We start from the raw sequence: 25,652 nt of genomic DNA on the forward strand, positions 1-25,652 counted from the left end.
TGAGATGAACTTACTTAAAAAATCATTTAAATCATTTAAAACTACGGTACTTGCGGCATCGTTAGTACTAAGCAGTCCGTTTGCTATGGCTGACATTCACTTTTTAGTACCGGGCGGCCCTGGTGGCGGCTGGGATACCACAGCACGCGGTGTGGGTGAAGGTTTAGTGAAAGCGGGTATTGAAGATAATGCGTCTTTTCAAAATATGTCGGGCGGCGGCGGTGGCCGTGCAATCGCTTATCTGATTGAGTCTGGTACTAAAAAAGGCGATATCTTAATGGTTAACTCAACACCTATCGTGTTGCGGGCACTAACCGGTAAAATTCCTTACAGCTACCGTGATTTAACTCCCGTTGCCAGTATGATTGCCGACTACGGTGCATTTGTAGTACGTAACGATTCGCCATTTAAAACCTGGCAGGATGTGATCGCAGCAATGAAAGAAGATTCAGGCTCTGTAAAAGTAGCTGGTGGCTCTGCACGTGGCAGCATGGATCACTTAGTTGCAGCGCAAGCAGTTAAAGCGGCAGGCCTTGACGGACGTCGTTTGCGTTATATCCCTTATGACGCGGGTGGTAAAGCCAAAGCAGGGTTGTTATCTGGCGAGGTTAACTTACTTTCTACCGGACTTAGCGAAGCGTTAGAAGTCGCTAATGGCGGTCAAGCGCGCATTCTAGCTGTGACCTCTGGTGAGGCACTACCAGATTATCCACAAATTCCAACCTTAAAATCACTTGGTTATGATATGGAGTTTGTTAATTGGCGTGGTTTCTTTGCGGCACCCAATTTACCGGCTGATAAACTTGCAGAATACACCGAGAAGTTACGTAAATTACAAACCACTCCAGAGTGGGAAGTAGTCCGTGCACGTAACGGTTGGTTAAACCTATTCCAAGAAAAAGATCAATTTATAAAGTCACTTGAACAGCAAGAAGCACAGCTTAAAGTTGTTATGGAAGAACTCGGCTTTATTCGTACGTCACGTTAATCGAGGCTTTTATGTTGAATCGCGAACTACTAGGGCCAAGTTTATTCTTGGCGCTATTTACCCTCTACGCCATTGTTGCATGGCAAATTCCGTTACTCCCATTTGAAGAGTACGAAACGGTTACTTCTGCCACCTTACCTAAAGTATATGCGGCATTTGGTATTATCGTTTGTCTGCTTTCTATCGGGGCTACTTTACTTAAACCAACTGCAGCCGTTGATGAAGATAATGCGCTCGAAAAGTCACATGTATTGCGAACAATCGGGTTGCTTATATTGATGGTGATATATAGCGCAGCGCTTGAGCCTATTGGCTTTTTAATCTCAACCAGTGCGTTTTTATTAGTTGGCTTTTTTGTTATGGGTGAGCGCCGCAAGGCTATTCTCTTATTGGCCTCTATCCCTGTTGCTGTAGTGTTTTGGTTTTTAATGACCCAAGTGCTCGGTATTTATTTGGTTCCTGGCAACCTGTGGAGTTAAGTTATGTTTGATGGAATTATGCTGGGCTTGTCGACCGTACTAGACTGGAACAATTTATTGTATGTCATAGTGGGTTGTTTTGTTGGTACCTTTATCGGCATGCTTCCGGGGCTTGGGCCAATTACTGCTATTGCGTTAATGATCCCAATTACTTATAGCATAGGTGCCGATTCAGGGATGATTCTGATGGCGGGGGTGTATTACGGTGCAATTTTTGGCGGTTCAACATCATCTATTTTAATTAATGCCCCAGGGGTGGCGGGTACAGTTGCGTCCTCCTTTGATGGCTATCCGCTGGCTAAACAAGGTCATGCTGGCAAAGCATTGGCGATAGCCGCTTACTCCTCCTTTATCGGCGGAACCATAGGCGCAATTTTATTGATGGTTGCAGCCCCCTTGTTGGCAAAAGTATCGCTGAGTTTTCAATCTCCAGATTACGTTGTACTGATGTTTTTAGGTTTAACAGCGATCGCGGCGTTTTCTAATAAAGGGCAATTTTTAAAAGCCATGATGATGACAGTATTTGGCTTAATGCTCGCGACTGTGGGGATTGATCCATCATCTGGTACTGAGCGTTTTACGTTAGGCCAAGCTGACTTACTTGATGGTATTAGCTTTTTATTAGTGGCAATGGCTACTTTTGCATTGGCTGAGGCGCTTATTAATGTAGTGCGTCCAGAGAAAAAAGAAACTAAAAGTATTAATGATTCAGACACACCGCAAATCGGTTCAACTAAATTGACCAAAGAAGAGATCAAAGACATTGCGCCAGTTATTGGCCGCTCGTCTATACTTGGTTTTATTGTTGGCGTATTGCCGGGTGCAGGTGCCACTATCGCTAGCTTTATGGCGTATGCGACGGAACGTAACTTAGCGCCTAAAGGCTTAAAAGAAAAGTTTGGTAAGGGTTCATTACGAGGCTTGGCAGCGCCAGAGTCTGCAAATAATGCAGCATGTACCGGTTCATTTGTACCATTACTTACATTAGGTATTCCAGGCTCGGGTACTACCGCTATTATGTTAGGTGCCTTAATTGCTTACGGTATTCAGCCAGGTCCAATGCTGATGCAAGAAAACCCAAGTGTATTTTGGGCGGTTATCGTTAGCATGTACTTTGGTAACATCGTATTGCTGATTTTGAATCTTCCTTTGATACCATATTTTGCAAAAGTATTAGCGATGCCAAAATCAGTATTAACGATAATGATTTTGTTCTTCAGCTTAATTGGCGTGTATTTAGTTTCCTTTAATACCTTTGATTTATTTATGATGGTTGGCTTTGCTGTGGTGGCGTTGGTATTACGATTACTGGCTTTCCCAATGGCACCATTACTATTAGGCTTTATTTTAGGCGACATGATTGAGCGTAACTTCCGTCGTTCAATGATGATCTCGGATGGTTCATTAAGCTTCTTATGGGAACGCCCACTAACATTGAGCATTTTTATTATCTCAATATTAGTGTTGTTATTTCCATTAAAAGACTTTATAACCCAACGCCGGGCAGATAAAGCGGCGCTTAAAGTGAAGCAAGAGCATGCATAATTGAGGTAAAAAATGAGCTACACCAAGACGCAAAATCCGCTGCAAAACATAGTTAAAAAGCCTAAGCGTTTAGAAACGCGGTTAATAATTTGGGTTACAGGGCTGTGTGTATTACAAGCGGTGTTATTTGGCGGTTTGGTGTATCGAATTACCGCACAAAGTTTGCATGATCACATTGGTGACAAAGCACTCGCTGTGGCGACGAGTATTGCATCAAGCGATGATGTCGTTAAAGCTTTAAAGAACCCTAGTAACTTGGTGGCAATCAACCAAGAAATAGAAAATCTGCGCCAGCTAACTGGCGCAGATTTTATTGTTATTGGTGATAAAAATGCGCATCGAATCGTCCATCCAGATAGCAATAAACTCGGTAAAAAAATGGTTGGCGGTGATAGCCAAGACGCGTTACACGGCGAGCGTTATATTTCAGTGGCGCAGGGCAGCTTAGGTGAATCCATTCGCGGTAAAGTGCCGGTATACGATGAGCAACAAAATATTATTGGTTTGGTCTCGGTCGGTTTTTTAGTGCAATCGGTTGAGCCGTTGATCCGTGAGCGGATTGTTGAAATTATGATTTGGGGTTTGTTGTTAGTTGCTTTGAGTATTATTGCCGCTATCTTTATTGGTCAGCGAGTAAGAAATGCCATCTTTGGTTTGCAACCAGATGAAATAGCGAGGTTGTTTTCAGAGCAGGACGCTATTTTAAATACCATGCGTAGCGGTGTTGTTGCACTTGATCCCGACGGACGAGTACGCAAACTGACTCAGCGTGCTTGCGAAATTTTAGATAAACCAGTCGCCTGTACTAATCAGTCATTAACTCTGAAAGATTTACTGCCAGAGCATGCTGAGTTTTTATTACGAAATCAGCGTCGTAAAATGGTTGGCTTTGAGTTGTTTGCTGCGGATAAACGTTTGGTGTTGTCGCGTTTTTCATTGCAAGTGCAAGGGCAGGCGGATGGTATTTTACTCACTCTGCGCCCAGCTGATGAGCTTGAATACTTGAGCCAGCAACTTACTAAAGTACAAGCATTTGCCGAGTTGTTAAGGGTGCAAACCCATGACTATTCGAATAAGCTAAATCTAATTGGGGCGCTTATTCAAATGGGTAAAAATGAGCAAGCAATCGAATTGATCGGCCAAGAAAGCCAAGGTTCACAAGCACAGATCCACCATTTATTAGAACGTATTCAAGATCCTGTGTTAGCCGGTTTGCTGGTGGGTAAATACCATAAAGCCCGCGAGTTAAACGTAGTATTGGAATTAAACCCAGAAAGTTTACTTGGTGCCATCGCACGTACTGAAATGTTAGAACGAGTAGTATCAATCTTGGGCAACTTAATTGATAACGCCATTGATGCGGCGATCAGAGCCAGTAAAGATCGAGAACCTCATGTACGAGTCACGGTTGATGAAACGAGTAAGACATTATTGTTTGATGTCGAAGACAGTGGTTTTGGCTTGGGTAACGACCATGAAGTGATATTTACCCCACAATACAGTTCAAAAGCAGGGGCAGAGCATGGCATTGGTTTATATTTAGTGAAAACTAATTTAGATTCGTGTGGTGGTAGTTTAGAAATTGGTGAGTCAGATTTAAAAGGCGCGCGATTAAGCGTCTATATTCCTAAATAACCCTAAGGTAATTTAGGCTAATAAGCAGTGGCCAAGCAAACAATAATAAAAGTAAATGGGCTAACATTGCAACGCTAAAATGAGTAATAAAAAATGACATATTCAGTAGTTATCATCGAAGATGAGCTCGAAGTTGCACAACTTCTTGCTCAATACCTGCTTTTACCGAATGGGGTTGCGGGGAATCAAACTGCCCGACAAAGCTTGCGTCAAGGTCAGTATCAAGTAGTTGGTATTGCAGCAAACTTAAGTACAGCTACCGCGCTATTACAGGCGATAGAGCCCGATTTGATCTTACTTGATATCCATCTACCAGATGGCAATGGCCTTGAGTTATTAACAGACTTGCGTCGGCGCTCAATTAAAAGCGAAGTGATGCTACTGACTGCCGCCAAAGAAGTCGAAACTCTTGAAAAGGCAATGCAGTTAGGGGCGTGTGATTTTTTGGTTAAACCTTTGATGCTTAATCGACTTGATCAGGCGTTAGCGCGATTTGAGTCACGCCAGCAGTGTTTGTCTGATGCTAACGAGGTGACCCAATCTATGGTCGACACTTTATTTGGCTCAAGCGAACAAAGTAAAGCACCGGTTAGACTGCCGAAAGGGGTTGATCAGCTTACTTTAAAAAAGATTATTGATGCATTTAAAGAGCACAAAAAAACGCCTTTTACAGCACAGCAAATGGGCGATCTTGTAGGAGTAAGTCGCTCAACTGCACGCCGTTACTTAGAATATTTACTAGAGGCAGAGCAAGTCAGTGCCGACCAAAGCTATGGCAGCATAGGTCGGCCAGAGCGCTGTTATAAAATGGCTTAGTTATCTGGCAAAGCGCTTAAGTCTACCTCAGGCGCTTGACCAACTGGGCGTTCAAATTCACTGTGTAATTTAGTTGGGCCTGTAAAAAAGCCAGTGTTGCGTAAGTAAAAACCTGCGTTTTCAGTGCCTCCTTGATAATCCATTCTCGATTGCTTGGCAGCCGTTGCATCATAAGTAAATTGTGCTTTATCAAGAGAGTGCCATTGGCCTTGAGTATCTCTGAGCCACTGATTACTGTATAACGCTTTGCGCTCGAATTGCCCTGCATCAGGGATGAAGTTTTCTAAGAAGCTGTGTGGCCTTGCCACATATGTATCTGTACTAGGGCGTCTAAATGAAGCAATGAACAGCCACTTTGCGGCGATAGGGTCATAAAAATATGCGCTGTAGTCGGTATGATTAGCAAGGTTTTCAGTCGGATTTACTTTCAATAAAAAGCGGTAGGTTTGTTCTGCTTGCCAAGGGAATACTAAATAGCTTTGCCCGCCAGAACCTTCATTACCAAACTTACCGGTATACACATCATGTCCTTTAGCTAATTGCTGAATACGCATTTCCACAGGAATAGCAGCTGGATCATCGGTCTGAAAAGGACTCCATACTGAAAATAATACTCGCCGTTCAGTGTCAGAGTTTACTTGCATACCAAAGTAACCCTCAGCAAAACCATTGGCCATAAAATACGAGCCTTGATGATCATACCCTTGTGGTACGCTCAGCTCTGAATAGAACCATTGATAGTTTTTAGTCTTGTCAGGTATGGGATAGTTTAAATGCACGGAAGGCCCGCGACGACCCCAATAAATATCATCTTTTACATATAAAGGCGCCGCCGACTCTTTATCTAGCGTGACAATAAGACCTTGAATATCAGCAAAGGTGTCAGCTGTTTTAGCGATACCGGTAAGTTGCAACTGTTGGTATCCGATTTGATCTGGCAGAAACTCGCCAAGATCGATATCTTGAAATTGCTGATTAGTGAGCGTAATTAACTGACTCTGTTGATTAAAGTCGACTTTAAGCTGGCTGCGATCGCCTGCAACTTTTACGCGCAACTTTAAATTAAAAGCCGCTTTTGTTGGCAGGTAAAAGTAGTGATTAACTGGTATTGCAGAGTCTTGCCAGTGCGTGATCCCCACATCACTAATCAGTTTTTTATTTGCTGCGATACTATGGCTAGTAGCACTATTACCATAACTGGGAATAAAGTAATCCGTGGTTTGGTTTGCCACTGCAAATGGCGAAAATGAAGTCCATAATAATGAACCAATAAATAGTAAAACTCTCATAGTGAGCTCCATAAAAAGCGCCGACAAACGGCGCTAATATAAGAGGGTATACCCAAGCCTCCTTAAGATGTGAATTCTGCATCTTGAGGTGGTTTGGGTATAAGCTTAAAATGATGCTGAAAAGCCAAGGCTAATCGAGCGACCATAGCGCGCTAAGCGACGAATTTGTTCTTCTGTTTTTACGTATGACCACTGTCTTTCATTGGTTAAGTTGGTTACGCTTAAATCAACTCGCACTTTCTCAGTGATATTGTAACTGGCACTGAAATCGTATTGGCCGTAGTCTGCCGCCCACTCTGGTCCGCCCCATGCATCAGGATAGACTAAGTAGTCGTCGCGCCAGTTATAAGCAATACGGGTTTGATAATCACCTTTTTCATAATAAATAACCGCGTTATACGAGTGCTCAGACATCCCCACAAATGGCAGATCATTTAGCTCTTCGTCGTCATAGCTGCTGTCTGTGAAAGTATAGTTTATTTGTACACCCAGGCCATCGAATGGTGCTGGAAGTATTTCGTCAAAAGACTGCTGATAAGCTGTTTCAAAGCCTAAAATTGTTGCGCCTTTTTCCGATGTAGGTGAGATTTTTGTAAAAACTGGGCCTTCTACAGCCACTCCATCTTTAAAATAATTACCCACTTGCGCAGTGCCTACTCGGCCGCGGGCAATCACTGATTCGATGTCTTTATAGTAGGCTGCAAAGGTTAGTGCACCATAGTCAGAGAAATACCATTCAATCGTCGTATCTATTTGATTGGCTCTTAGTGGCTTAATACCCGGGTTTGAGGCATGGTATTCGGCATTATTAAAATCTAAGTAGCTATAAGGCGATAGATAATCTAAGTTTGGGCGTGTGATTACTTTAGCCGCACTAAAACGATAGAGTAAGTCATCACGTAGATGCAATTTAAAGTTTAAGCTCGGTAGTACGTCTGTGTAGCTTTCTTCAGTGGTAGAGCGGGTGTAATAATCTTCAATTTCACCCTCAACGCGATAGCTTAATGCGCCATCTTTTTCGGTTATATTGTAACGAACATTATCAACATCAAAGATGTAACCATCTGATGTGACATCGGTTTGTATTACACGGACGCCCATGTTTAGTGCAAAAGGCAGTTTAGCAATATCGCCTTGTAGATTTGCTTCAACAAAAGCCGCTAGGGTCTGCTCAGTAAGGGCGAATGAATCCTTTGGGCTGTTCTTTGCGACAATTTTATCTTGCGCCGCTTGTGGATTAATTGATTCATAAAAAGCATACAGTTTGTCGTAATTAAAGCTTGCCCATGGATCCGGATGTTTACCAGGCTCACCATCTAAGAAGTTATCAAAGTTAGCTGGCACGAGTACATCTGCTGGTAAACGAAATAGGTTTAAGCCGCCTAGCTCTTCAACACTTGAGTCGTCAAAACTGTCGTATTCTGAGTTTTTAAAATAAGCGCCACCATTACTGAACATTGATGCGTTTTTTGATTTATAAACACTGCGTTCTTTGGTTTGTTTGCCGTAATGAACGCCAAATTGAATATCTTTCACTAGTTCAAAAGAGGGAATATAGGTTGCTGCTAAGCGCACCTCTTCTATTTGGTCTTTCACATCGGTGCCTGAATTGTAGCTGTAATGCGCACCAAAAGGTTGTGCTGCACTCAGTGCTGGGGTCATGGTCACATCTGGCAGCATATTACTACCGGTTTGGTCGATAGTGATACCATCAACAAAACCACGTGCAACAATAAAACGATTGTTACCATTGCTGACATTTTTAGCTTGTGACTGTGAAATATCTAAATCAACCGTTAAGCTCTCTGTGGCATACCAAACCGTATTAAAACCCCATTGCCAAGTATCTGTATTACGTGGCACAGACACATTTAACAGCTCAGCCATTGCGCCATCAACTAGTTCTACATAATTAGCATTACCATCTTCATTGAACTTTACTTCACCGATAGCGGGGATCCCCGGTGTCCAAGATTCATCATAGGTTACAAATGAAATTTGATATTGCTCACCATTGGTTTCGTATTGTGAGTACATGCTGTCAAAGTTAACATCTATACTATCTGACGGGCGCCATTGCAGCGCTAAGCTTGCACCCAGTCGCTCACGCGTATCCTGCCAATTTGAATAACGTACATAGCCTGGAATAATCGATGGGTATGATTGCTCATTATCTTCAAGCTTGCCGTTACCGTTACTATCGATTGGGATACGTACATCAACATTCTCGTCTGGATCATAAAAACCTTCACCTTCATAAGAGTCTTCACGCTGTGTACGTTCAGAATATACCGCTGTAAACAGCGCTCCAAAGGTATTATCAAAAAAGGTATCACTAATTAAAAACGAAGCTTGTGGATTGGTGTCGCCAGTACGTTCTTCATAAATGCCTTTGGCACTGCCTGATAAAGTGAAACCATCTAAATCCAAAGGTTTGCGGGTTTTGATATTGATAACTGAGCCAATGCCGCCTTCTTGTGTTTTACTTTGTGGGGATTTGTATACTTCGAGGGATTGGACTATTTCGGGGGCGATTAAATCAAAATTAAAGTTACGGCTAGAATGCTCTGATGCCATGCGTCGGCCATTAACGGTGGTAACGTTGTAGTCACCACCTAAACCTCGCACGGTAACATTTTGGCCCTCGCCGCCGTTACGCGTAATTGCAATCCCCGTCATCCGTTGCAATGCCTCGGCAATGTTTTGGTCGGGAAACTTACCGATATCTTCAGCAACGATAGCATCCATAACCCCCACAGCTTGTTGTTTTAAATACAGGGATTCTTTAATACTCGAGCGAACACCTCTAACTTCAATTACTTCGACTTCTTTTTCTTTTTTTTTGTCTTCATCAGCTGCCAGCGAGGTGCCACTGAAGATGGCGCTCATAGACAAAAACAGTGTGGACAGTTTTAGTTGTGCTTTCATAATAGTTACCTGTATTTTACTTGTTGATGGTTGTTTTTTATTGAGTTATTGCCACGCGTGTTGAGTGTATTTTTCTCCAACACGCGTGAGGTTAATTACGAAATAATGCCAAGTGGTTTTGCTTGCTGCCAAAGACCACGGGTGAAATCTGGGAAGTCTTTGCTGTTACTTCTATCGGCTACAGAATCAACAGATAGCGGGAAAACAGCTGACCATGCGGCTGCGTCATACACATCTTGATCAAGTGGTTCGCCATTGCGTAGGCAAAAAATAATCCGCCAAAACATCAAGAAGTCCATGCCACCATGGCCGCCGTTGCGTTCAGCCTCAGCGCCCATTTTTTGCCAGAGCGGATGATCGTATTTGTTATACCAATCAGCCATGTCGTAATCCCACTCGTGATAGCTTTTACTGCCACCTTGCTCAAGTGCGATCCTATTTGGAAAGCCAGCAAACACACCGTTAGTGCCTTGAATTAAGTTATGACGAGAATAAGGACGTGGGGTGGTGGTATCGTGTTGCACCATAATGCTGCGACCTTTAACCGTTTTAATAATGCTGGTATTCATATCACCCGCAATATAGTTAAGTTTGTTGCGGCTATGATCTGCGGGGAATTCTTTTTTAGCGTAGGCTGCACGGCCTAATGATGGCGAGCTCATCGAGCTTATATAGTCAAAACGATCGCCACGATTGATATTCATGTATTGTGAAACAGGGCCTAAGCCATGAGTTGGGTATAAATTACCATTAACTGCTGCATGCCATGGTGTACGCCAAGAACCTGTTTTATGGTCAATTTCTTTCATTTGCCAGCGTAGCTCATGGATATATGCTGCTTCACCATGCAACAATTCACCAAAAACGCCTTGGCGAACCATATTAAGAACCATTAATTCGTCGCGTCCGTAGCAAACATTTTCCAACATCATGCAGTTTTTCTGAGTTCGCTCAGAGGTGTTTACTAGTTGCCATGCCTCTTCTACAGTCACTGCTGCTGGTACTTCAACAAAAGCATGCTTGCCGCTTTCCATGGTATCGACAGCCATCGGCGTATGCCACTGCCATGGTGTTGAAATAATAACAATATCAATATCTTGTCTCTCTAGCATACGGCGCTAATCGTGATCGTTTTTGCCATAGGTGTCTGGTTTTTTAAAACCTTTATCAACAACAATCTTCACGGCCCTGTCTACAACGGCCTGATGGGTATCACAAATTGCTTTAATTTCAACGCCATCGAGATGACAAAAATGCTTAACAGCACCAACACCACGTTCACCCACGCCAATAAAACCAACCCTTACTACGTCCATTTTTGGCACAGTTAAGCCAAGGGTTGAACGTCCTTGTTGTGCAGTTCTTAATATCGATTTGGAATTGGTGGTAGAAGCACAACCCAAAGCCGCGCTGGTTGCTGCAATTGCGGCCATTGATTGTAAAAATCGTCTACGGTTGAGATCGCCCATAACATTGCCCTTATTGTTTATTATTTGTAAATTTGTTTTCGCAGGCTTTTATTTGTACACACAACAAAATGTCAATGCAAGATAAAAATCTTTCGTTTGCTTTCATTTTAAAGGGTGTTGTTTTTATTTTTTATTTTAAAGTCTTTATTTACAGTGGCTTAATTGCGTTTTTTAATGTTTAAAGATAAATGTAAAAAATTGAATTGAAAGTAAACGAAAGCTGCGTACAATGAATGAAAGTTAACAATGAAAGAGAGCGGACATGCTTAACACTATCGAAAGGCGTCATGAGATTGTGCAATTGGTCTACAAACAAGAGCGGGTGCAGGTTCCTGAGTTGGCTCAGTTGTTTGGTGTTTCAACGGTAACTATCCGTAACGACTTAAATGAGTTGGATGAAAAAGGATTGTTGGTACGGTCCCGTGGTGGTGCAGTTGCCAGTAATCGCTTAACTCAAGAATTATCATTAAAAGAAAAACACGATGCAAATCGCGGTATTAAAGAGCGCTTAGGTAAATTTGCAGCGAGTCTAATTAAGGATGGTGAATCGATTATTTTAGACTCAGGGACAACAACTGAAGAAGTCGCTAAAAATCTAACCAGCCACCACGGCGTAGTTGTCATGACCAATGGCTTAAATGTGGCGCACTCACTACTTAATGCGCCATCGGTTGAAGTGTTAATGACTGGTGGCACGCTACGTAAAAAATCACTGTCATTTTATGGCCGCCAAGCTGAACAGCACTTACAACAATATCACTTTGATAAGTTAATTTTGGGTGTTGATGGCTTTGAAAAAGATATTGGTATTACAACGCACTTTGAGCTTGAAGCTCTGCTAAATCGGGTGATGTGTGAAGTATCGCGAGAGATCATAGTAGTAACAGATTCTAGTAAATTTAATCGTAAAGGCGTGCATAAAATTATTGCCGCCAGTGAAATAAACGTACTGGTTACAGACAGTGGAATTCCAGCAGAGATAAAAACCGCGCTCGAAGATGCAGGTGTGCGGTTACATATTCCCGATCTTTAACTTTCATAACTAAACAAAGATTATCTAACGAAGAGGCTTGCAATGACGATATTACAGCAATTAATCGCAGCGAATAAACGCGGCGAAAAACAGGGTATTTATGCCGTTTGTTCGGCTCATCCATTGGTGCTAGAAGCTGCCATATTGCAAGCCAAACAAGATAATAGTTATTTATTAATCGAAGCAACCGCTAATCAGGTCAATCAGTTTGGTGGTTATACGGGTATGTTACCTGCTGATTTTATGGAATTTATTGAGCAGCTGGCGACAAAGCAAGAGTTTGCAATTGATAAGCTGATCCTTGGCGGTGACCATTTAGGCCCTGTGTGTTGGTGTGATGAAAGCGCTGAATCGGCGATGCAAAAAGCTGAGCAGTTGATCGCCAGTTATGTTGGTGCAGGATTCAAAAAAATTCACTTAGACACCAGTATGCGCTGCGCCGATGATGAATTAATTTTAGCAGATGAAACAGTTGCAACACGTGCGGCGCAGTTGTGTGCAGTGGCTGAACAAACAGCATTAGATACCTTTGGCCGCAGTGACTTAGTTTATGTTATTGGTACTGAGGTGCCGCCGCCCGGTGGTGCCGATGAGCAAATAGATACGCTTGCAGTCACAGAAACTGACCATGTTGCTAGTACATTGGCATTGCATCACGATGCATTTTTACAGCAGGGGTTATCATCGGCATGGCAGCGAGTGGTTGGCTTGGTTGTACAGCCAGGTGTGGAATTCGATAACACGCAAGTATTTGATTATGATAGCGCTAAAGCGCAACAGTTAAAGCAATATATAAAGGCCGTTGATGGCATTGCCTTTGAAGCACATTCAACTGATTATCAAACGCCCATCGCGTATCAACAATTAGTAAATGATCATTTTGCGATTTTAAAAGTGGGCCCAGAGCTTACCTTTGCTTTGCGTGAGGCATTATTTGCATTAAGCCATATTGAAGATGCGCTAATAGACACTGAGCAATGTTCACATATACGCACTGTTATTGATGCTGATATGCAGCAGTTTCCGAAAAATTGGCAGCGTTTTTATCAAGTTGATAAATCAGTGCAGCAACTTTATCGTCGCTTTAGTTTTAGTGACCGAATCCGTTATTACTGGGGACAACAAGGCAATCAAGCTGCCGTTGATAAGCTATTTAGTAATTTACAAAAACAACCGATACCACTGCCGTTACTAAGCCAATATATGCCATTGCAGTATCTTGCAGTGCGAAATAACACCCTGCAAAACAGCCCTAAATCTTTGGTACTTCATCACATAATGCAAGTAACCAGTCGCTACGCAGATGCGTGTTTTAAACAACAATAGACGTAAGTGAGGTAGTAATGTCTAGTTATTTAGCAATTGATGAAACCCTTTTAGAAGCTAAAAATAGTTTATGGACTGCAAAAGAAATTATGCAGCAGCCCGATTGTTGGCGAGCAACGCTCAGTATTGTAAAAGCTGCACGAGCGCAGCTAGATAGTTGGCTTGCGGGCGTATTAGATAAGCCAAATGCGCAAATAATTTTTACCGGTGCCGGTACCTCAGCTTATGTTGGTGAGGCGGTTGTTGGTTACTTGAATCAACAATTGGATATTGCTTGTCGAAGTGTTAGTAGCACAGAGCTTGTTGCCTGCCCAGAGCAGTATTTACAGCCAAATAAGTCAACTTTATTAGTGTCATTTGCACGCTCTGGCAATAGTCCTGAAAGTGTTGCCGCTGTTGATGTAGTGAATAACTATGTAAAACACTGCGCGCATCTATTTATTACTTGTAACCCCGATGGAGCACTGCATAAACAAGTAGCGCAAGATGAAAACTATTTCTCGTTATTGATGCCTACGCAAACACTTGATCACAGCTTCGCTATGACCAGTAGTTTTACCTCAATGTTGGTGGCAAGTGTGGCAATATTTAGTGATGCAGATAACGCTGTTTTAACTATTGCAGAAGCGGTTGAAAAAAATATTGCTGGTAAATTAGCTGAACTAAAAACATTGGCTGAACTGCCTATGCATCGCTTAGTGTATTTAGGCGCAGGATCCTTAAAAGGCTATGCGCAAGAATCAGCATTAAAATTATTAGAATTAAGTGCGGGTCAAGTTATGGGGTATTTTGAATCCCCGCTTGGTTTTCGTCACGGCCCAAAATCATTGGTTGATGATAAAACTTTAATTGTTTTATTTGGCTCAACTAATACCTATACCAAGCAGTACGATATTGATTTGTTGAATGAGTTACGTCGCGATAATAAAGCTATTGATGTTCACGCCTTGACGCTGCCAGATGACGCGGTGATGCAGCAATTAGACGATGTATTTAATGGCTTATATTATATGGTCTGCGCGCAAATAATGTCGTTCTATAAAGCGTGGCAATTAGGCATTACAGTAGATAACCCATGCCCAACTGGTGAAGTAAACAGAGTGGTGCAAGGGGTGACGATTTACCCGCTAAAACAAGGTGATATTAATGACTAAGCAGTATATTTATGGCATTGATATTGGCGGTAGTAAAATTGAACTTGCTGTATTTGACGCTTCATTAAAGCAACTTGAATCATGGCGCATTGCGACTCCGCAAAATAGTTATCAAGACTTTCTAAATGCGTTAGTTGGTATGATTTTAAGTGCTGATCATAAATATCAATGTCACGGTGCGGTCGGTATTGGTATGCCTGGCATTGTTAATGCAAACCAACAAGTACTGTCGGCTAACGTGCCTCATGCGACCGGTAAAAATGCCGCGCAAGATTTAGCTCAGTTAATAAATCGCCCGGTTGCGATCGAAAACGATTGCCGCTGTTTTGCACTCTCAGAAGCGCGCAGCAGCGTTGGTTTGCAACATACCCGAGTGTTCGGTGCAATTCTTGGTACTGGTGCGGGTGGTGGGCTGTGTATTGATGGTCAATTGTATAAAAGCGCCCAGGGAATTGCAGGTGAATACGGTCATTACGCACTTTCTGCAGTGTTACAGCAGAAGTACCAGTTACCTATTTTAAAATGTGGCTGTGGTTTAACAGGGTGCATTGAAAGTTATATTGCAGGCCCTGGCTTGGCGAGAATTTACCAGCACTTTTCTGGCGAAGTATTAACTACTTTTGAAATTGTTGAAGGGTTGAGAAAAGGCGACGTATTTTGCCAACAAAGCTTTGCCTGTTATTTGGATTTAATTGGCAGTACTTTTGCGGCAATTATTATGGCCTATGACCCTGAGGTGATTGTAGTTGGTGGCGGTATGTCTTTAGTTGATGAACTAATGAGCAAGCTTGAAGAGGCAATCGTACCGTATGTATTTGCTGATATTCGGGTGCCAAAAATAGTGCTTGCTGAATTTGGCGATGCCAGTGGCGCTCGCGGTGCCGCTATTTTGGCCAAAGAACAAGTGGGAGCGCTGGCATGATTGGATCCGTGTTTTACGTCAAAGCTGATGTAATTTATTGTCAAGAACGAGTACTTAAAAATCACTTCATGTTAGTTGAAAATGGCATTATTAGTCATTTTACGCAAAACCCTACAGCCGGTGTGCCTATTGATGATTATGGTAATGCTGCAATTATTCCAGGCTTAATTGATTTACACATTCATGGTCGCGAAGGTTGTGATGTGATTGATTGTAAAATGAGTAGTATTGAAACGATTTCATGCTCACTTGCAGAGCATGGAGTGACAGGCTTTTTAGCAACGACTGTGACCACCGATTGGCAACAAACACTTAATGCTATGAGTGTAATTGGTCAGGCATACACGCAGCAACCTAGCGGGGCACAGGTGCTAGGTGGCTATAGTGAGGGCCTGTTTTTCAGTGAAGTTCATAAAGGCGCGCACAATCAAGATTACTTTTTAGAGCTATCGCAGTCGCATCTAGAAGCGATGATTAATGCAGCCATGGGTAGCTTAAAAGTGGTTGCGTTGGCGCCAGAAAAGCCAGGCGCAAATGCATTAATTGAATACCTGACAGCGCAAGGAATTAGGGTAATGCTTGGTCACTGTGATGCCAATTATGAACAAACTCAAAGCGCACTTGAGCATGGCGCATGCGGTGGGGTGCATGTTTTTAATGGGATGCGTGGCATTCATCATCGTGATCCAGGTTGTGCCGGCGCGGTATTGATGAATGATGACGCATTTGTTGAAGTGATTGCAGATGGTGTACATCTTCATCCTACAATTTTAAAGCTGATCTATAAGCTAAAAGGTCCACAAAAAATCGCTTTGATCAGTGATTGTATCAATGCCGGTGGACTAAATGATGGTGAGTATAAATTGGGTAAAATGGATGTTGTTGTGCAACAAGGTGTGGCGAGAACTGCCTCCGGCTCGTTAGCTGGCAGCACTTTAACGCTTGAGCAAGCAGTTAAAAATATGCATCAATTAGGCAGTGTAGAGCTACGTGAGGCGATAAATATGGCCAGCATTGTGCCCGCGCAATTTCTTAATATTGCCAGCCAAGTTGGTTCTTTAGCGGAAGGTAAGCATGCGAATTTTGCTATTTTAAACAGCGATTTTAGTATTCAGGCGACTTATGTGAAGGGTCAGCGGTGCTTTTTTAAAAGTGCATAAAATGGCTAAAGCGCTCGGCTTTAGTGTGGCTATGCGCTTCAAAACCCATAGAAAGTAAAATATTATAAAATTGATTGCATTTTAAGCGACATGTATGGTGATGTTCGCTATAAGTAATGCTATACTCCCGCCGAATAATTTTTCGACTTTATTAAGAGTAAAATAATGGCAGATTTATCGAAGTACAGAAACATTGGTATTTTCGCGCACGTTGATGCGGGTAAAACCACGACTACTGAGCGTATCCTAAAGCTTACTGGTCAAATCCATAAAACTGGTGAGGTTCATGATGGTGAATCAACAACTGACTTCATGGAACAAGAAGCTGAGCGCGGTATTACTATCCAGTCTGCGGCTGTAAGCTGTTTCTGGAAAGATCACCGTTTTAACGTTATCGATACTCCTGGACACGTTGACTTCACAGTTGAAGTATACCGTTCATTAAAAGTACTTGATGGCGGCATCGGTGTATTCTGTGGTTCTGGTGGTGTTGAGCCACAATCAGAAACTAACTGGCGTTATGCTAACGAATCAGAAGTTGCACGTGTTATTTTCGTAAATAAATTAGACCGTATGGGTGCTGATTTTTACCGTGTAACAGAGCAAGTACGTAAAGTACTTGGCGCAAACCCACTAATCATGACGTTACCAATCGGTATCGAAGATGAGTTTTGTGGTGTTGTTGATGTTTTAACTAAAAAAGCATACATCTGGGACGAAACTGGTCTTCCAGAGAACTACACGATCGAAGACGTTCCAGCAGACATGGTAGACAAAGTTGATGAATACCATGAAATGCTAATCGAAACTGCTGTAGAGCAAGACGATGACCTAATGGAAGCATACATGGAAGGTGAAGTACCTTCTTTAGAAGATATCAAGCGTTGTATCCGTAAAGGTACTCGTGACCTTGCTTTCTTCCCTACATACTGTGGTTCTGCTTTCAAGAACAAAGGTATGCAATTAGTACTTGACGCTGTTGTTGACTACTTACCATCTCCTACAGAAGTTGATCCTCAACCGCTTATGGATGAAGAAGGTAACGAAAACGGCGAGTTTGCAGTTGTATCTGTAGATGAACCATTCAAAGCGTTAGCGTTTAAGATCATGGATGACCGTTTTGGTGCATTAACTTTCGTACGTATTTACTCAGGTAAACTTAATAAGGGTGACACTATCCTTAACGCGTTTACTGGTAAAACTGAGCGTGTTGGCCGTATGGTTGAGATGCAAGCAGACGACCGTAACGAATTAACTAGCGCACAAGCTGGTGACATCATTGCAATCGTAGGTATGAAAAACGTGCAAACTGGTCACACTCTTTGTGATCCTAAGCACCCAGTAACACTTGAGCCAATGGTATTCCCAACTCCAGTAATCTCGATTGCTGTACAGCCTAAAGATAAAGGCGGTAATGAGAAAATGGGTGTTGCTATCGGTAAAATGGTTGCAGAAGATCCATCTTTCCAAGTTGAGACTGATGAAGATTCAGGCGAAACTATCCTTAAAGGTATGGGTGAGCTTCACTTAGATATCAAAGTTGATATCCTTAAGCGTACTTACGGCGTAGACCTTATCGTTGGTCAACCACAGGTTGCTTACCGTGAAACTATCACTCGTGAAATCGAAGATAGCTACACGCATAAGAAACAATCTGGTGGTTCTGGTCAGTTCGGTAAAATCGACTACCGTATCAAGCCAGGCGAAGTTGCTTCAGGCTTCACGTTTAAATCATCAGTTGTTGGTGGTAACGTACCTAAAGAATTCTGGCCTGCAGTTGAGAAAGGCTTCAAGTCAATGATGAGCGAAGGTGTGTTAGCTGGCTTCCCAGTGCTTGACGTTGAAGTTGAACTTTTCGACGGTGGCTTCCATGCCGTGGATTCATCTGCAATCGCATTCGAAATCGCTGCTAAAGGCGCTTTCCGTCAATCGATCCCTAAAGCGGGCGCACAACTTCTTGAGCCAATCATGAAAGTTGACGTGTTCACGCCAGAAGATCACGTTGGTGATGTAATCGGTGACCTTAACCGTCGTCGTGGTATGATGAAAGACCAAGAAGCTGGTTTAACAGGCGTTCGTATTAAAGCTGACGTTCCGTTATCAGAAATGTTCGGTTACATCGGTTCATTACGTACAATGACATCAGGTCGTGGTCAGTTCTCTATGGAGTTCTCACACTATGCACCATGTCCACAAAACGTAGCTGAAACTGTAATCGCTGCAGAAAAAGAGAAAAAAGCTGCTAAGTAATTAGCCTTTAAACTCTTAAAAAAACCCGCACCTGTTGCGGGTTTTTTATTGCCAGAAATATTATCCCTCCAACAATCGAATACTTTTTTGTTGTCATGCTAGTAATGAGTCGTTAGCACTCTTAGTCGCTATTTAAGCAAACAGTTAAATAATAGAAAAAGAATCAACTATTTATTACTGCAGTTTAAACGTCATTCCACTCATAAGTTGTAGTTTAAAAGCTGGCTGTTTTACTAATTAAACTAGTTATTTATAACTAGGTAAAAAGTAGTGCAATTACTTGAATCTTAGTTACTAATACAGGTAGAATACCCGCTTATGCCACCCATATACGCATATTAGAGAAATGGAAGTCTCTCGAATAAAGAGACATATATGTGTACTTTTTTAGGACGTTTATATGAATGCAATTAAATTGAGCCCAAACTGGCTGTTGCAGTTAGTTATGATACTAACCCTTTGTACAGTTGCTTTTTTGCTAACAATCATCTTTGCTGTTAATCAGACTTTTTTAGCCCTAATTATTGTTCCTGTTATTTTTATTATCTCAATTTTAAGTATCGTCAACTTACGTTTTATGCATTGTTATAAAGCGGGTATTTATTACTCTCAAGGGTTAAGTAAAAAATATATTAATGCAGATGAAATTGTTGATATTCAATTTAACTCATTAAAATTACTGACTGTATTATCGGTTTCTTTAGAAAATAACAAAGAAATTTGTTTTTATAACTGGCAGTTTGACGAGCAAGCCCAGCAGTCAATTAGGTGTTGGTATAGCAAAAAGAAGAATCGCTGTAATAATTCACAGCATACTGAATGTAATGCATAGAAAAGGCCGCAGTTTAGCGGCCTTTTTACTAATCTGAACTCTGCTGAATAAACCTATTCAAGCAGAGTTTAGTTTATACTACGCTTTTTTACGGCGCAGGAGTGTTAGTGGTAACGCCAGTAACGTTAACCAAAATAATGAACCTGAGTCATCGTCTTCGTCATCAGTCTCATCATTAGCTATATTAATGTACACAAGCTGTGCATTTGATAAATTACCAGCACTGTCTTTTGCTTGTACCATTAATGTGATTTTTCTTTCAAACTCATAGTCTAAATCACCAGCAACGATTAGTTGTCCTTGCTCATTTATAGTCACTGCATTGTGGCCAGAAACAATAAAGCCAATAACGGGTGTGTACTGTGCATCTGCATCGCTAAAGCTCAATTGACCAATGACAGTGCCAATAGGGCTATTTTCACTGATGTTAAAACTCTGCTCAGGCTCTAGCACTGGAGCTTGTGGCTCAGGCGTTGGCTCTACAGCAGGAGTAGATTGAATATCAATAATTACAGGATCATGATCAGAGGCACGATAAGCACTCTCTGAATACAAGCTAGCAACTTGAGAATCAGATTTAAACTCTACGTTATAATCCAGACTAATCGGCTCATCAGCATTGATATGCCAATCTGTCGCTGCGACAACTTTAGCAAGTAAACTTGGACTAGCAACAGCATGATCTAAGCTACCCATGCGGCCAGAAAAACTATATGAATAGCCAAGAGTATTACCATCTAATTCTGCGACGACATTTTTAAATCCTTTATCTGCAAATGCACGTATTGGATCTTCCATCGCATAGGCATTCATATCGCCGACTAAAATGATATCTTCATCGTCTACACCGGTTGGCTTGCTATCAAGCCAGTCAGCATAAGCATTGGCACCCGCTACACGGATCTCATTCCAACATGCTTGGCCATCACCTAAATCAGCATTGTTGCCATCAGCACTGCCACAGCTACCTTTGGATTTTAAATGCGCTACAGCAACAGTAAATACTTCTTCTGATTCAAGTGATTTGAAGCTTTGTGCAATAGGTGGGCGGTTACTGTAGTCAAATGGATATTGGGTTGTGATAGCTGCGGTGCCAACTTGTGCGACTTTATTTGCACGGTAGATCAGTGCGGTGGTAATTTCATCAGTACCAATTTTATCTACGTTAAAATTAACAAAGGCGTATTCATTATTGCTATCTTCATCGTTTAACGCATTAACTAGACTAGCAATAGCGCTATTTGCACTGAAACCATCGTTTTCGATTTCCATTAAGCCGATAACATCAGCTTCTATAGCAATAAGTGCACTGACAATTTTCGCTTGTTGGCGAATAAATTCAGCTTCACTATCGGCGCCACGACTGGTTGGGAAACCAGCACCTTGGCCATCACCATTGAAGTAGTTAAGCACATTAAAGCTTGCAATCCGAAGATCTGCATCAGCGTGCAGTTCTGGTGCATCTGTACGTGGATTAGTTGCAACAAAAGTTGGTTGTACTGTTGGGTGAATGCGATAGCGATCAAAGCTGTAACCCATTACACCAGTGATTGCGTTCACAGAATCACCTAAACGTAATGTGTTATAAGCGTCTAAGCCAGTACCTGGGTAAGAAACTGGGTCAAGATTTTGTTTCGTTGAACCATCATCAAGTAAGATTTGTTTCTTGATGTTTTCGGCTTCAACAGCGTTAGCAGCATCACCGGGAAGGGCTATTTGTGTACCTTGATATAAACGTTCTGTGGCAAGACCTACTTCACCATAACGGCCTAAACCATAGTTGTTGCTAACGACCAGCGGTTGTTCTAGTGAAACCAGCATGCCTTCATAAGCTTCTAAATCGGCTACATTATTAACAGGGAGAGTGATGCTTGTTGCTGTTGGCGTTAAGCCTTTAGCACATACTTCCACTTGACTAACATCACCAATTTGGGTGGCATTAAAGTATTCAGCAACACTGCCTTTGACGCGCACATGGTCACCAACATTGACATCGGTATCAGCAAAATAAACAAAGACACCTTCAGAAGTAAGTGGGTTTGTATCAATATCTGCATCAAGTGATGTAATAAAGAAGCCACTTAATTGCTCACTACCTTGAAAATCAGCAGTTACTACGCCTTCCAGCTCAATTTCTGTGTTTAATAGAGGGCTATCACCGCCTTCACCTTGTACAGCGCTGATCAAGGTTTTAGCTGCGCCGCATTCTAATGGTACTAACGGCTCCGGTTCTGGCTCGGGATCTGGTTGGTTGTTTTCACCGTGGAAGCCTAGGCCAGAAAAGTCATCTTTATCAAATTGTAGCCATTGTTCACTAGGATCAAACGCGCTAGTTGCATCAGTGCGACCAGAGGTGACATCTGCCTTACGACGTAGAGTCTTATCTTTAGTAGTTACCCCTCCCGCTGTCCAAACTTCTTGCACACCTACCTGTCCAAAACTATCAATAACAGTATCACCGAGCGTAAGTGTGAAAGCGTCATCACCATTAAAGTTAACAGCACCGCTACGTAAATCTGCTTTAGTTGTTAAGTCATCTAAAGCACGGGTGTCCGTTGTTACAATAACAAAAGTACTATCAGCAGCAAGAGAGCCTGACAATTCTTCACTTGTTGAAACTGTATCACTGCCATTTGAATATAAATTAAGGGTATAGCCGTCGAGAGATATAGCTGTTGATGAGGTGTTGTAGATTTCAATTGCTTTATTGTAACCGCCACCTTCAACATATTCTGAAATAATTAGATTAGCTGAGGCTGGTGCACTGAGGCTTGCAATAACAAGCGCCAATGGCGTTATTTTTGTTTTGAACATTATTATTTTTTTCCCGTGTATTGTGTCCCGAATGGGACAAACAGTTTAAGGAAAATTTATGACAAAGAAAATACAAAATGTTAATAATATGAAAATAAAAAGGGCGGTGAATCGCCCTTTTCTAAATTAAATATCTATGAGGCTTATCTTTTAAGTAGTTGTGCAGCTTGTTTTGCAAAATAGGTAAGAATACCGTCAGCGCCAGCACGCTTGAAAGCAAGCAATGACTCCATAATCGTGGCTTCTTCAGCAAGCCAGCCATTATCTATCGCTGCTTTATGCATAGCGTATTCGCCACTCACTTGGTAAGCAAAAGTAGGTACACCAAACTCATCTTTAACCCGGCGTACAATATCTAAATAAGGCATACCAGGTTTGACCATCACCATGTCAGCACCTTCTTGTAAATCCAGCGCTACTTCACGAATGGCTTCATCAGAATTAGCAGGGTCCATTTGGTAGGTTTTTTTGTCCGCACCTTTTAAGTTACCAGCAGAGCCGACGGCATCACGAAATGGTCCATAGTAACTTGAGGCATATTTAGCTGAATAAGCCATAATGCGTGTATGAATGTGACCTTCGGCCTCGAGCGCTTCGCGGATCGCGCCAATGCGGCCATCCATCATATCTGAAGGGGCAACAATATCTGCACCCGCTTGTGCATGAGATATCGCTTGTTTAACTAATATTTCAGTCGTGATGTCGTTAATTACATAGCCATTATCGTCGATAATGCCGTCTTGTCCATGCACAGTAAATGGATCAAGCGCCACATCGGTGATTACCCCTAATTCTGGATAGGCTTCTTTGAGTGCGCGTACAGTGCGTTGTGCCAGTGCATCATCATTGTAAGCTTCTTCAGCAAGCAATGATTTTTTGTCCGCAGGGGTGACCGGAAAAATAGCGATTGCAGGAATACCTAATTCAACCAACTCTTTTGCTTCAATCAGCAGTAAGTCAATCGATAAGCGATCTATGCCTGGCATCGATGCAATGGCTTCACGGCGATTGTTACCTTCAAGTACAAATACTGGATAAATTAAGTCATTTACACTGAGTTGATTTTCGGCCATCAAGCGGCGCGAAAAATCATTGCGGCGCATTCTGCGCATGCGAGTATAAGGGAAAAGGTCGAGACCTGATTGGGCCATTATTTGCTCCTAGTCTAAAATTGGAAAACTAACTACACGATTACGCCCACTTTGCTTGGCATGATAAAGTGCTTTGTCGGCGCAGTCGGTGAATAATCCCGGATTATGAATGTCTTCTGCAATGGCGCTATATACACCAGCACTAATGGTAAACTTTATCTGGGTGTTTGCCACTGTAATTGTGGCATCCATGATTGCTTGGCGGATTTGCTCTGCTATTTCTACTGCACCGCCGAGGATGGTGTTAGGTAGTAAGATCACAAACTCTTCGCCACCATAACGGGCTACTTCGTCAAGTGGGCGTTTTAAATGGCTTTTTATAATGTCAGCCACAGCACGGATAGTTTGGTCGCCAATTAAGTGCCCGTAGGTGTCGTTAATGCTCTTAAAGTGATCAATATCGAGCATGACCACACTTAAAGGCGTTTGCTCTCGACGAGAGCGACGCAAGTCCATTACTAGCTTTTTATCGAAATAGCGGCGATTTTTTATTTGTGTTAATGGATCTTCCATATTGATTTGTTCAAGTGCGCGATTCTTTTCTTCAAGCTCTCGCAGGGTGACCTGAAGTTCAAACGTTCGCTCTTCTATATTTGCTTCTAAATCTAACCTAGCTTGTTCTTGTAGTGCTAAACGCTCTTGCAATAAAGCATCTTGTGCTTCACTTTGGGCTATTTTACTCTGCTGTGCAGTAACTTGAGCATCGCGTTCGATTAAAAAGTGTTTGATGGTAGCAAAGCTTAAACTGAGTGAGCAGATTAAAAAGCTAAAAAATACAAACGGTAAACCACGGGTATTAAAATCATAGATGTCAAATACGACAATTATTAGATAGATCTGCGCAGTTAAGAACATTAACATACTACATAAAAGCGCACTCAGAGGCTGCGTTCGCTGTTGCTTAATATCGATCCCTAACGCAGTTATGTGTAACAACATAATCAACACCGGTGCAATTAGGCTGTAATAAAGCATGATATTTGTAGGGAGCAACCAGATAAAAAATAAGCTGATAAAAAGTAACCAGTTACTCCATTTGTGTAAGGGTTGCAGCGCTGTTTTTGTGGGCAGGCGCAATTGTTCAAATAATAGCTTGAATAAGCAAGTGGTTAATATCAGCATGCTAGGCACGGCTAGCTGCTGCAAACTAGGCAAAGACGGGTGGAAATAGCGATAACCAAAGCCATATAAGTAAATCAGTAATAACCATAACGTGATTAAAATACTGCCACTGAGTGCAAAGTAACGTTTTCGTGAAAAGCCAAACATGACCAAGCAAGTGACTGCCAACGATAAAATAAATCCGACGAGCAGGCCGTACATTAAATTAAACTTACTTTTATCTTTTAAATATTCGTCATGCTGCCAAAGACTTAACGGCACTCTAACACCATCTAGACTTTCAACTCGAAGCAGTAATGTTGACTGACTTGCCGGTGGCAGTGTTAGCTTTACTAATAATGATTCTGTATTAATTTGTCGGTTATTGAGTGGTAATACATCACCAATTTCTTTAAACAATAATCTGTTTTGCTTAAAGTAATGGTATACAGCAACTTTATCTAATAACGGATTATCAATGGACAATAAAATTGGTAGCTCTGAATTCTCAGCGTTAACCAGTTGCAGGCGTAGCCATACGGCTTGATTAGTGAGTCCTAAATTGAGCGATTGCTCTGAAAGCTGTTGCCATTGCTGATTTGAAGTGAGCTTGGCTTGCTCTGCTGTGAAAGGCTGCAGGGAATATTCGAAAGGTATATTCACAAGGTGTTTGAAGTGCTTATCTAAGGTGATCTGCGTTGCGTTGGCCGTAAATGAAATAAATACAAAGCTATAAAGCAGCAACCAAACACGCTTCATT

At 42.0% G+C, this 25,652-nt stretch carries 17 protein-coding genes and 1 pseudogene; 12 read left to right on the forward strand and 6 right to left on the reverse strand.

The window, feature by feature from the left end; all coding sequences use genetic code 11:
• The first annotated feature begins 4 nt into the window (after positions 1 to 4).
• From H5187_RS02070 to H5187_RS02090, 5 genes are all read left to right on the forward strand, one after another.
• Positions 5 to 988 (forward strand): tripartite tricarboxylate transporter substrate binding protein, encoded by a 984-nt coding sequence (locus H5187_RS02070; protein ID WP_145240099.1) that lies wholly within the window; start codon positions 5 to 7, stop codon positions 986 to 988.
• Between the two features lie 11 nt (positions 989 to 999).
• Positions 1,000 to 1,467, forward strand: a complete 468-nt coding sequence (locus tag H5187_RS02075) for a tripartite tricarboxylate transporter TctB family protein (protein WP_145240097.1) — start codon at positions 1,000 to 1,002, stop codon at positions 1,465 to 1,467.
• Positions 1,468 to 1,470: 3 nt separating this feature from the next.
• Positions 1,471 to 3,012 (forward strand): tripartite tricarboxylate transporter permease, encoded by a 1,542-nt coding sequence (locus H5187_RS02080; RefSeq protein WP_145240095.1) that lies wholly within the window; start codon positions 1,471 to 1,473, stop codon positions 3,010 to 3,012.
• A gap of 12 nt (positions 3,013 to 3,024) precedes the next feature.
• Positions 3,025 to 4,647 carry a sensor histidine kinase gene (locus H5187_RS02085; RefSeq protein ID WP_182797501.1) on the forward strand — a complete coding sequence of 541 codons (1,623 nt, stop codon included), beginning with the start codon at positions 3,025 to 3,027 and terminating at the stop codon, positions 4,645 to 4,647.
• 93 nt (positions 4,648 to 4,740) lie between these two features.
• Positions 4,741 to 5,463, forward strand: coding sequence for a response regulator (locus H5187_RS02090; protein ID WP_149982231.1), 723 nt, complete (start codon positions 4,741 to 4,743; stop codon positions 5,461 to 5,463).
• Here H5187_RS02090 and H5187_RS02095 read toward each other — a convergent pair.
• The 3 genes and pseudogenes from H5187_RS02095 to H5187_RS02105 all read right to left on the reverse strand — a co-directional run bounded on the left by H5187_RS02095 (position 5,460) and on the right by H5187_RS02105 (position 11,149).
• Complete coding sequence (locus H5187_RS02095) at positions 5,460 to 6,752, reverse strand: DUF3472 domain-containing protein (RefSeq protein ID WP_182735022.1); 1,293 nt, start codon at positions 6,750 to 6,752, stop codon at positions 5,460 to 5,462. The genes H5187_RS02090 and H5187_RS02095 overlap by 4 nt on opposite strands.
• A gap of 105 nt (positions 6,753 to 6,857) precedes the next feature.
• Entirely contained in the window at positions 6,858 to 9,680 is a 2,823-nt protein-coding gene (locus H5187_RS02100; RefSeq protein WP_182797502.1) for a TonB-dependent receptor, read from the reverse strand.
• A gap of 95 nt (positions 9,681 to 9,775) precedes the next feature.
• Positions 9,776 to 11,149, reverse strand: a pseudogene (locus H5187_RS02105) (Gfo/Idh/MocA family protein).
• A gap of 262 nt (positions 11,150 to 11,411) precedes the next feature.
• Between H5187_RS02105 and agaR the strand changes: the two are divergent.
• The 7 genes from agaR to H5187_RS02140 all read left to right on the forward strand — a co-directional run bounded on the left by agaR (position 11,412) and on the right by H5187_RS02140 (position 19,826).
• Complete coding sequence (gene agaR, locus H5187_RS02110; RefSeq protein WP_182797503.1) at positions 11,412 to 12,182, forward strand: transcriptional repressor AgaR; 771 nt, start codon at positions 11,412 to 11,414, stop codon at positions 12,180 to 12,182.
• A gap of 42 nt (positions 12,183 to 12,224) precedes the next feature.
• Positions 12,225 to 13,508: a D-tagatose-bisphosphate aldolase, class II, non-catalytic subunit gene (locus tag H5187_RS02115; protein ID WP_182797504.1), complete on the forward strand. Its 1,284-nt coding sequence runs from the start codon at positions 12,225 to 12,227 to the stop codon at positions 13,506 to 13,508.
• Between the two features lie 17 nt (positions 13,509 to 13,525).
• Positions 13,526 to 14,662 carry an SIS domain-containing protein gene (locus H5187_RS02120; protein WP_145240078.1) on the forward strand — a complete coding sequence of 379 codons (1,137 nt, stop codon included), beginning with the start codon at positions 13,526 to 13,528 and terminating at the stop codon, positions 14,660 to 14,662.
• Complete coding sequence (locus tag H5187_RS02125; protein ID WP_145240076.1) at positions 14,655 to 15,584, forward strand: ROK family protein; 930 nt, start codon at positions 14,655 to 14,657, stop codon at positions 15,582 to 15,584. Before H5187_RS02120 ends, H5187_RS02125 begins: the two co-directional genes overlap by 8 nt.
• Complete coding sequence (nagA, locus tag H5187_RS02130; RefSeq protein WP_182717505.1) at positions 15,581 to 16,744, forward strand: N-acetylglucosamine-6-phosphate deacetylase; 1,164 nt, start codon at positions 15,581 to 15,583, stop codon at positions 16,742 to 16,744. Before H5187_RS02125 ends, nagA begins: the two co-directional genes overlap by 4 nt.
• 165 nt (positions 16,745 to 16,909) lie before the next feature.
• Entirely contained in the window at positions 16,910 to 18,994 is a 2,085-nt protein-coding gene (fusA, locus tag H5187_RS02135) for an elongation factor G (RefSeq protein ID WP_182717504.1), read from the forward strand.
• Positions 18,995 to 19,394: 400 nt separating this feature from the next.
• Positions 19,395 to 19,826 (forward strand): hypothetical protein, encoded by a 432-nt coding sequence (locus tag H5187_RS02140; protein ID WP_182797505.1) that lies wholly within the window; start codon positions 19,395 to 19,397, stop codon positions 19,824 to 19,826.
• 78 nt (positions 19,827 to 19,904) lie between these two features.
• On the opposite strand, the gene H5187_RS02145 is transcribed toward H5187_RS02140, so the two are convergent.
• The 3 genes from H5187_RS02145 to H5187_RS02155 all read right to left on the reverse strand — a co-directional run bounded on the left by H5187_RS02145 (position 19,905) and on the right by H5187_RS02155 (position 25,651).
• Positions 19,905 to 22,640: an ExeM/NucH family extracellular endonuclease gene (locus H5187_RS02145; RefSeq protein WP_182797506.1), complete on the reverse strand. Its 2,736-nt coding sequence runs from the start codon at positions 22,638 to 22,640 to the stop codon at positions 19,905 to 19,907.
• Between the two features lie 143 nt (positions 22,641 to 22,783).
• Positions 22,784 to 23,791 (reverse strand): porphobilinogen synthase, encoded by a 1,008-nt coding sequence (hemB, locus tag H5187_RS02150; protein ID WP_182717501.1) that lies wholly within the window; start codon positions 23,789 to 23,791, stop codon positions 22,784 to 22,786.
• 9 nt (positions 23,792 to 23,800) lie between these two features.
• On the reverse strand, positions 23,801 to 25,651 hold the full coding sequence (locus H5187_RS02155; RefSeq protein ID WP_182717500.1) for a diguanylate cyclase: 1,851 nt from the start codon (positions 25,649 to 25,651) through the stop codon (positions 23,801 to 23,803).
• Between the last annotated feature and the right edge of the window lies 1 nt (position 25,652).

Origin of the sequence: Pseudoalteromonas sp. SG44-1, from assembly GCF_014164315.1 — a bacterium.
Classification (GTDB): Bacteria; Pseudomonadota; Gammaproteobacteria; order Enterobacterales; family Alteromonadaceae; genus Pseudoalteromonas; species Pseudoalteromonas rhizosphaerae.

Excerpts from the sequence above, each read along its gene's own strand:
- H5187_RS02145 (WP_182797506.1), bottom strand. The coding sequence starts at position 22,640 with ATGTTCAAAACAAAAATAACGCCATTGGCGCTTGTTATTGCAAGCCTC.
- H5187_RS02085 (WP_182797501.1), top strand. The coding sequence starts at position 3,025 with ATGAGCTACACCAAGACGCAAAATCCGCTGCAAAACATAGTTAAAAAG.
- H5187_RS02080 (WP_145240095.1), top strand. The coding sequence starts at position 1,471 with ATGTTTGATGGAATTATGCTGGGCTTGTCGACCGTACTAGACTGGAAC.
- nagA (WP_182717505.1), top strand. The coding sequence starts at position 15,581 with ATGATTGGATCCGTGTTTTACGTCAAAGCTGATGTAATTTATTGTCAA.
- H5187_RS02075 (WP_145240097.1), top strand. The coding sequence starts at position 1,000 with ATGTTGAATCGCGAACTACTAGGGCCAAGTTTATTCTTGGCGCTATTT.
- H5187_RS02100 (WP_182797502.1), bottom strand. The coding sequence starts at position 9,680 with ATGAAAGCACAACTAAAACTGTCCACACTGTTTTTGTCTATGAGCGCC.
- H5187_RS02155 (WP_182717500.1), bottom strand. The coding sequence starts at position 25,651 with ATGAAGCGTGTTTGGTTGCTGCTTTATAGCTTTGTATTTATTTCATTT.
- H5187_RS02070 (WP_145240099.1), top strand. The coding sequence starts at position 5 with ATGAACTTACTTAAAAAATCATTTAAATCATTTAAAACTACGGTACTT.
- H5187_RS02090 (WP_149982231.1), top strand. The coding sequence starts at position 4,741 with ATGACATATTCAGTAGTTATCATCGAAGATGAGCTCGAAGTTGCACAA.
- fusA (WP_182717504.1), top strand. The coding sequence starts at position 16,910 with ATGGCAGATTTATCGAAGTACAGAAACATTGGTATTTTCGCGCACGTT.
- H5187_RS02120 (WP_145240078.1), top strand. The coding sequence starts at position 13,526 with ATGTCTAGTTATTTAGCAATTGATGAAACCCTTTTAGAAGCTAAAAAT.
- H5187_RS02115 (WP_182797504.1), top strand. The coding sequence starts at position 12,225 with ATGACGATATTACAGCAATTAATCGCAGCGAATAAACGCGGCGAAAAA.
- agaR (WP_182797503.1), top strand. The coding sequence starts at position 11,412 with ATGCTTAACACTATCGAAAGGCGTCATGAGATTGTGCAATTGGTCTAC.
- hemB (WP_182717501.1), bottom strand. The coding sequence starts at position 23,791 with ATGGCCCAATCAGGTCTCGACCTTTTCCCTTATACTCGCATGCGCAGA.
- H5187_RS02125 (WP_145240076.1), top strand. The coding sequence starts at position 14,655 with ATGACTAAGCAGTATATTTATGGCATTGATATTGGCGGTAGTAAAATT.
- H5187_RS02095 (WP_182735022.1), bottom strand. The coding sequence starts at position 6,752 with ATGAGAGTTTTACTATTTATTGGTTCATTATTATGGACTTCATTTTCG.
- H5187_RS02140 (WP_182797505.1), top strand. The coding sequence starts at position 19,395 with ATGAATGCAATTAAATTGAGCCCAAACTGGCTGTTGCAGTTAGTTATG.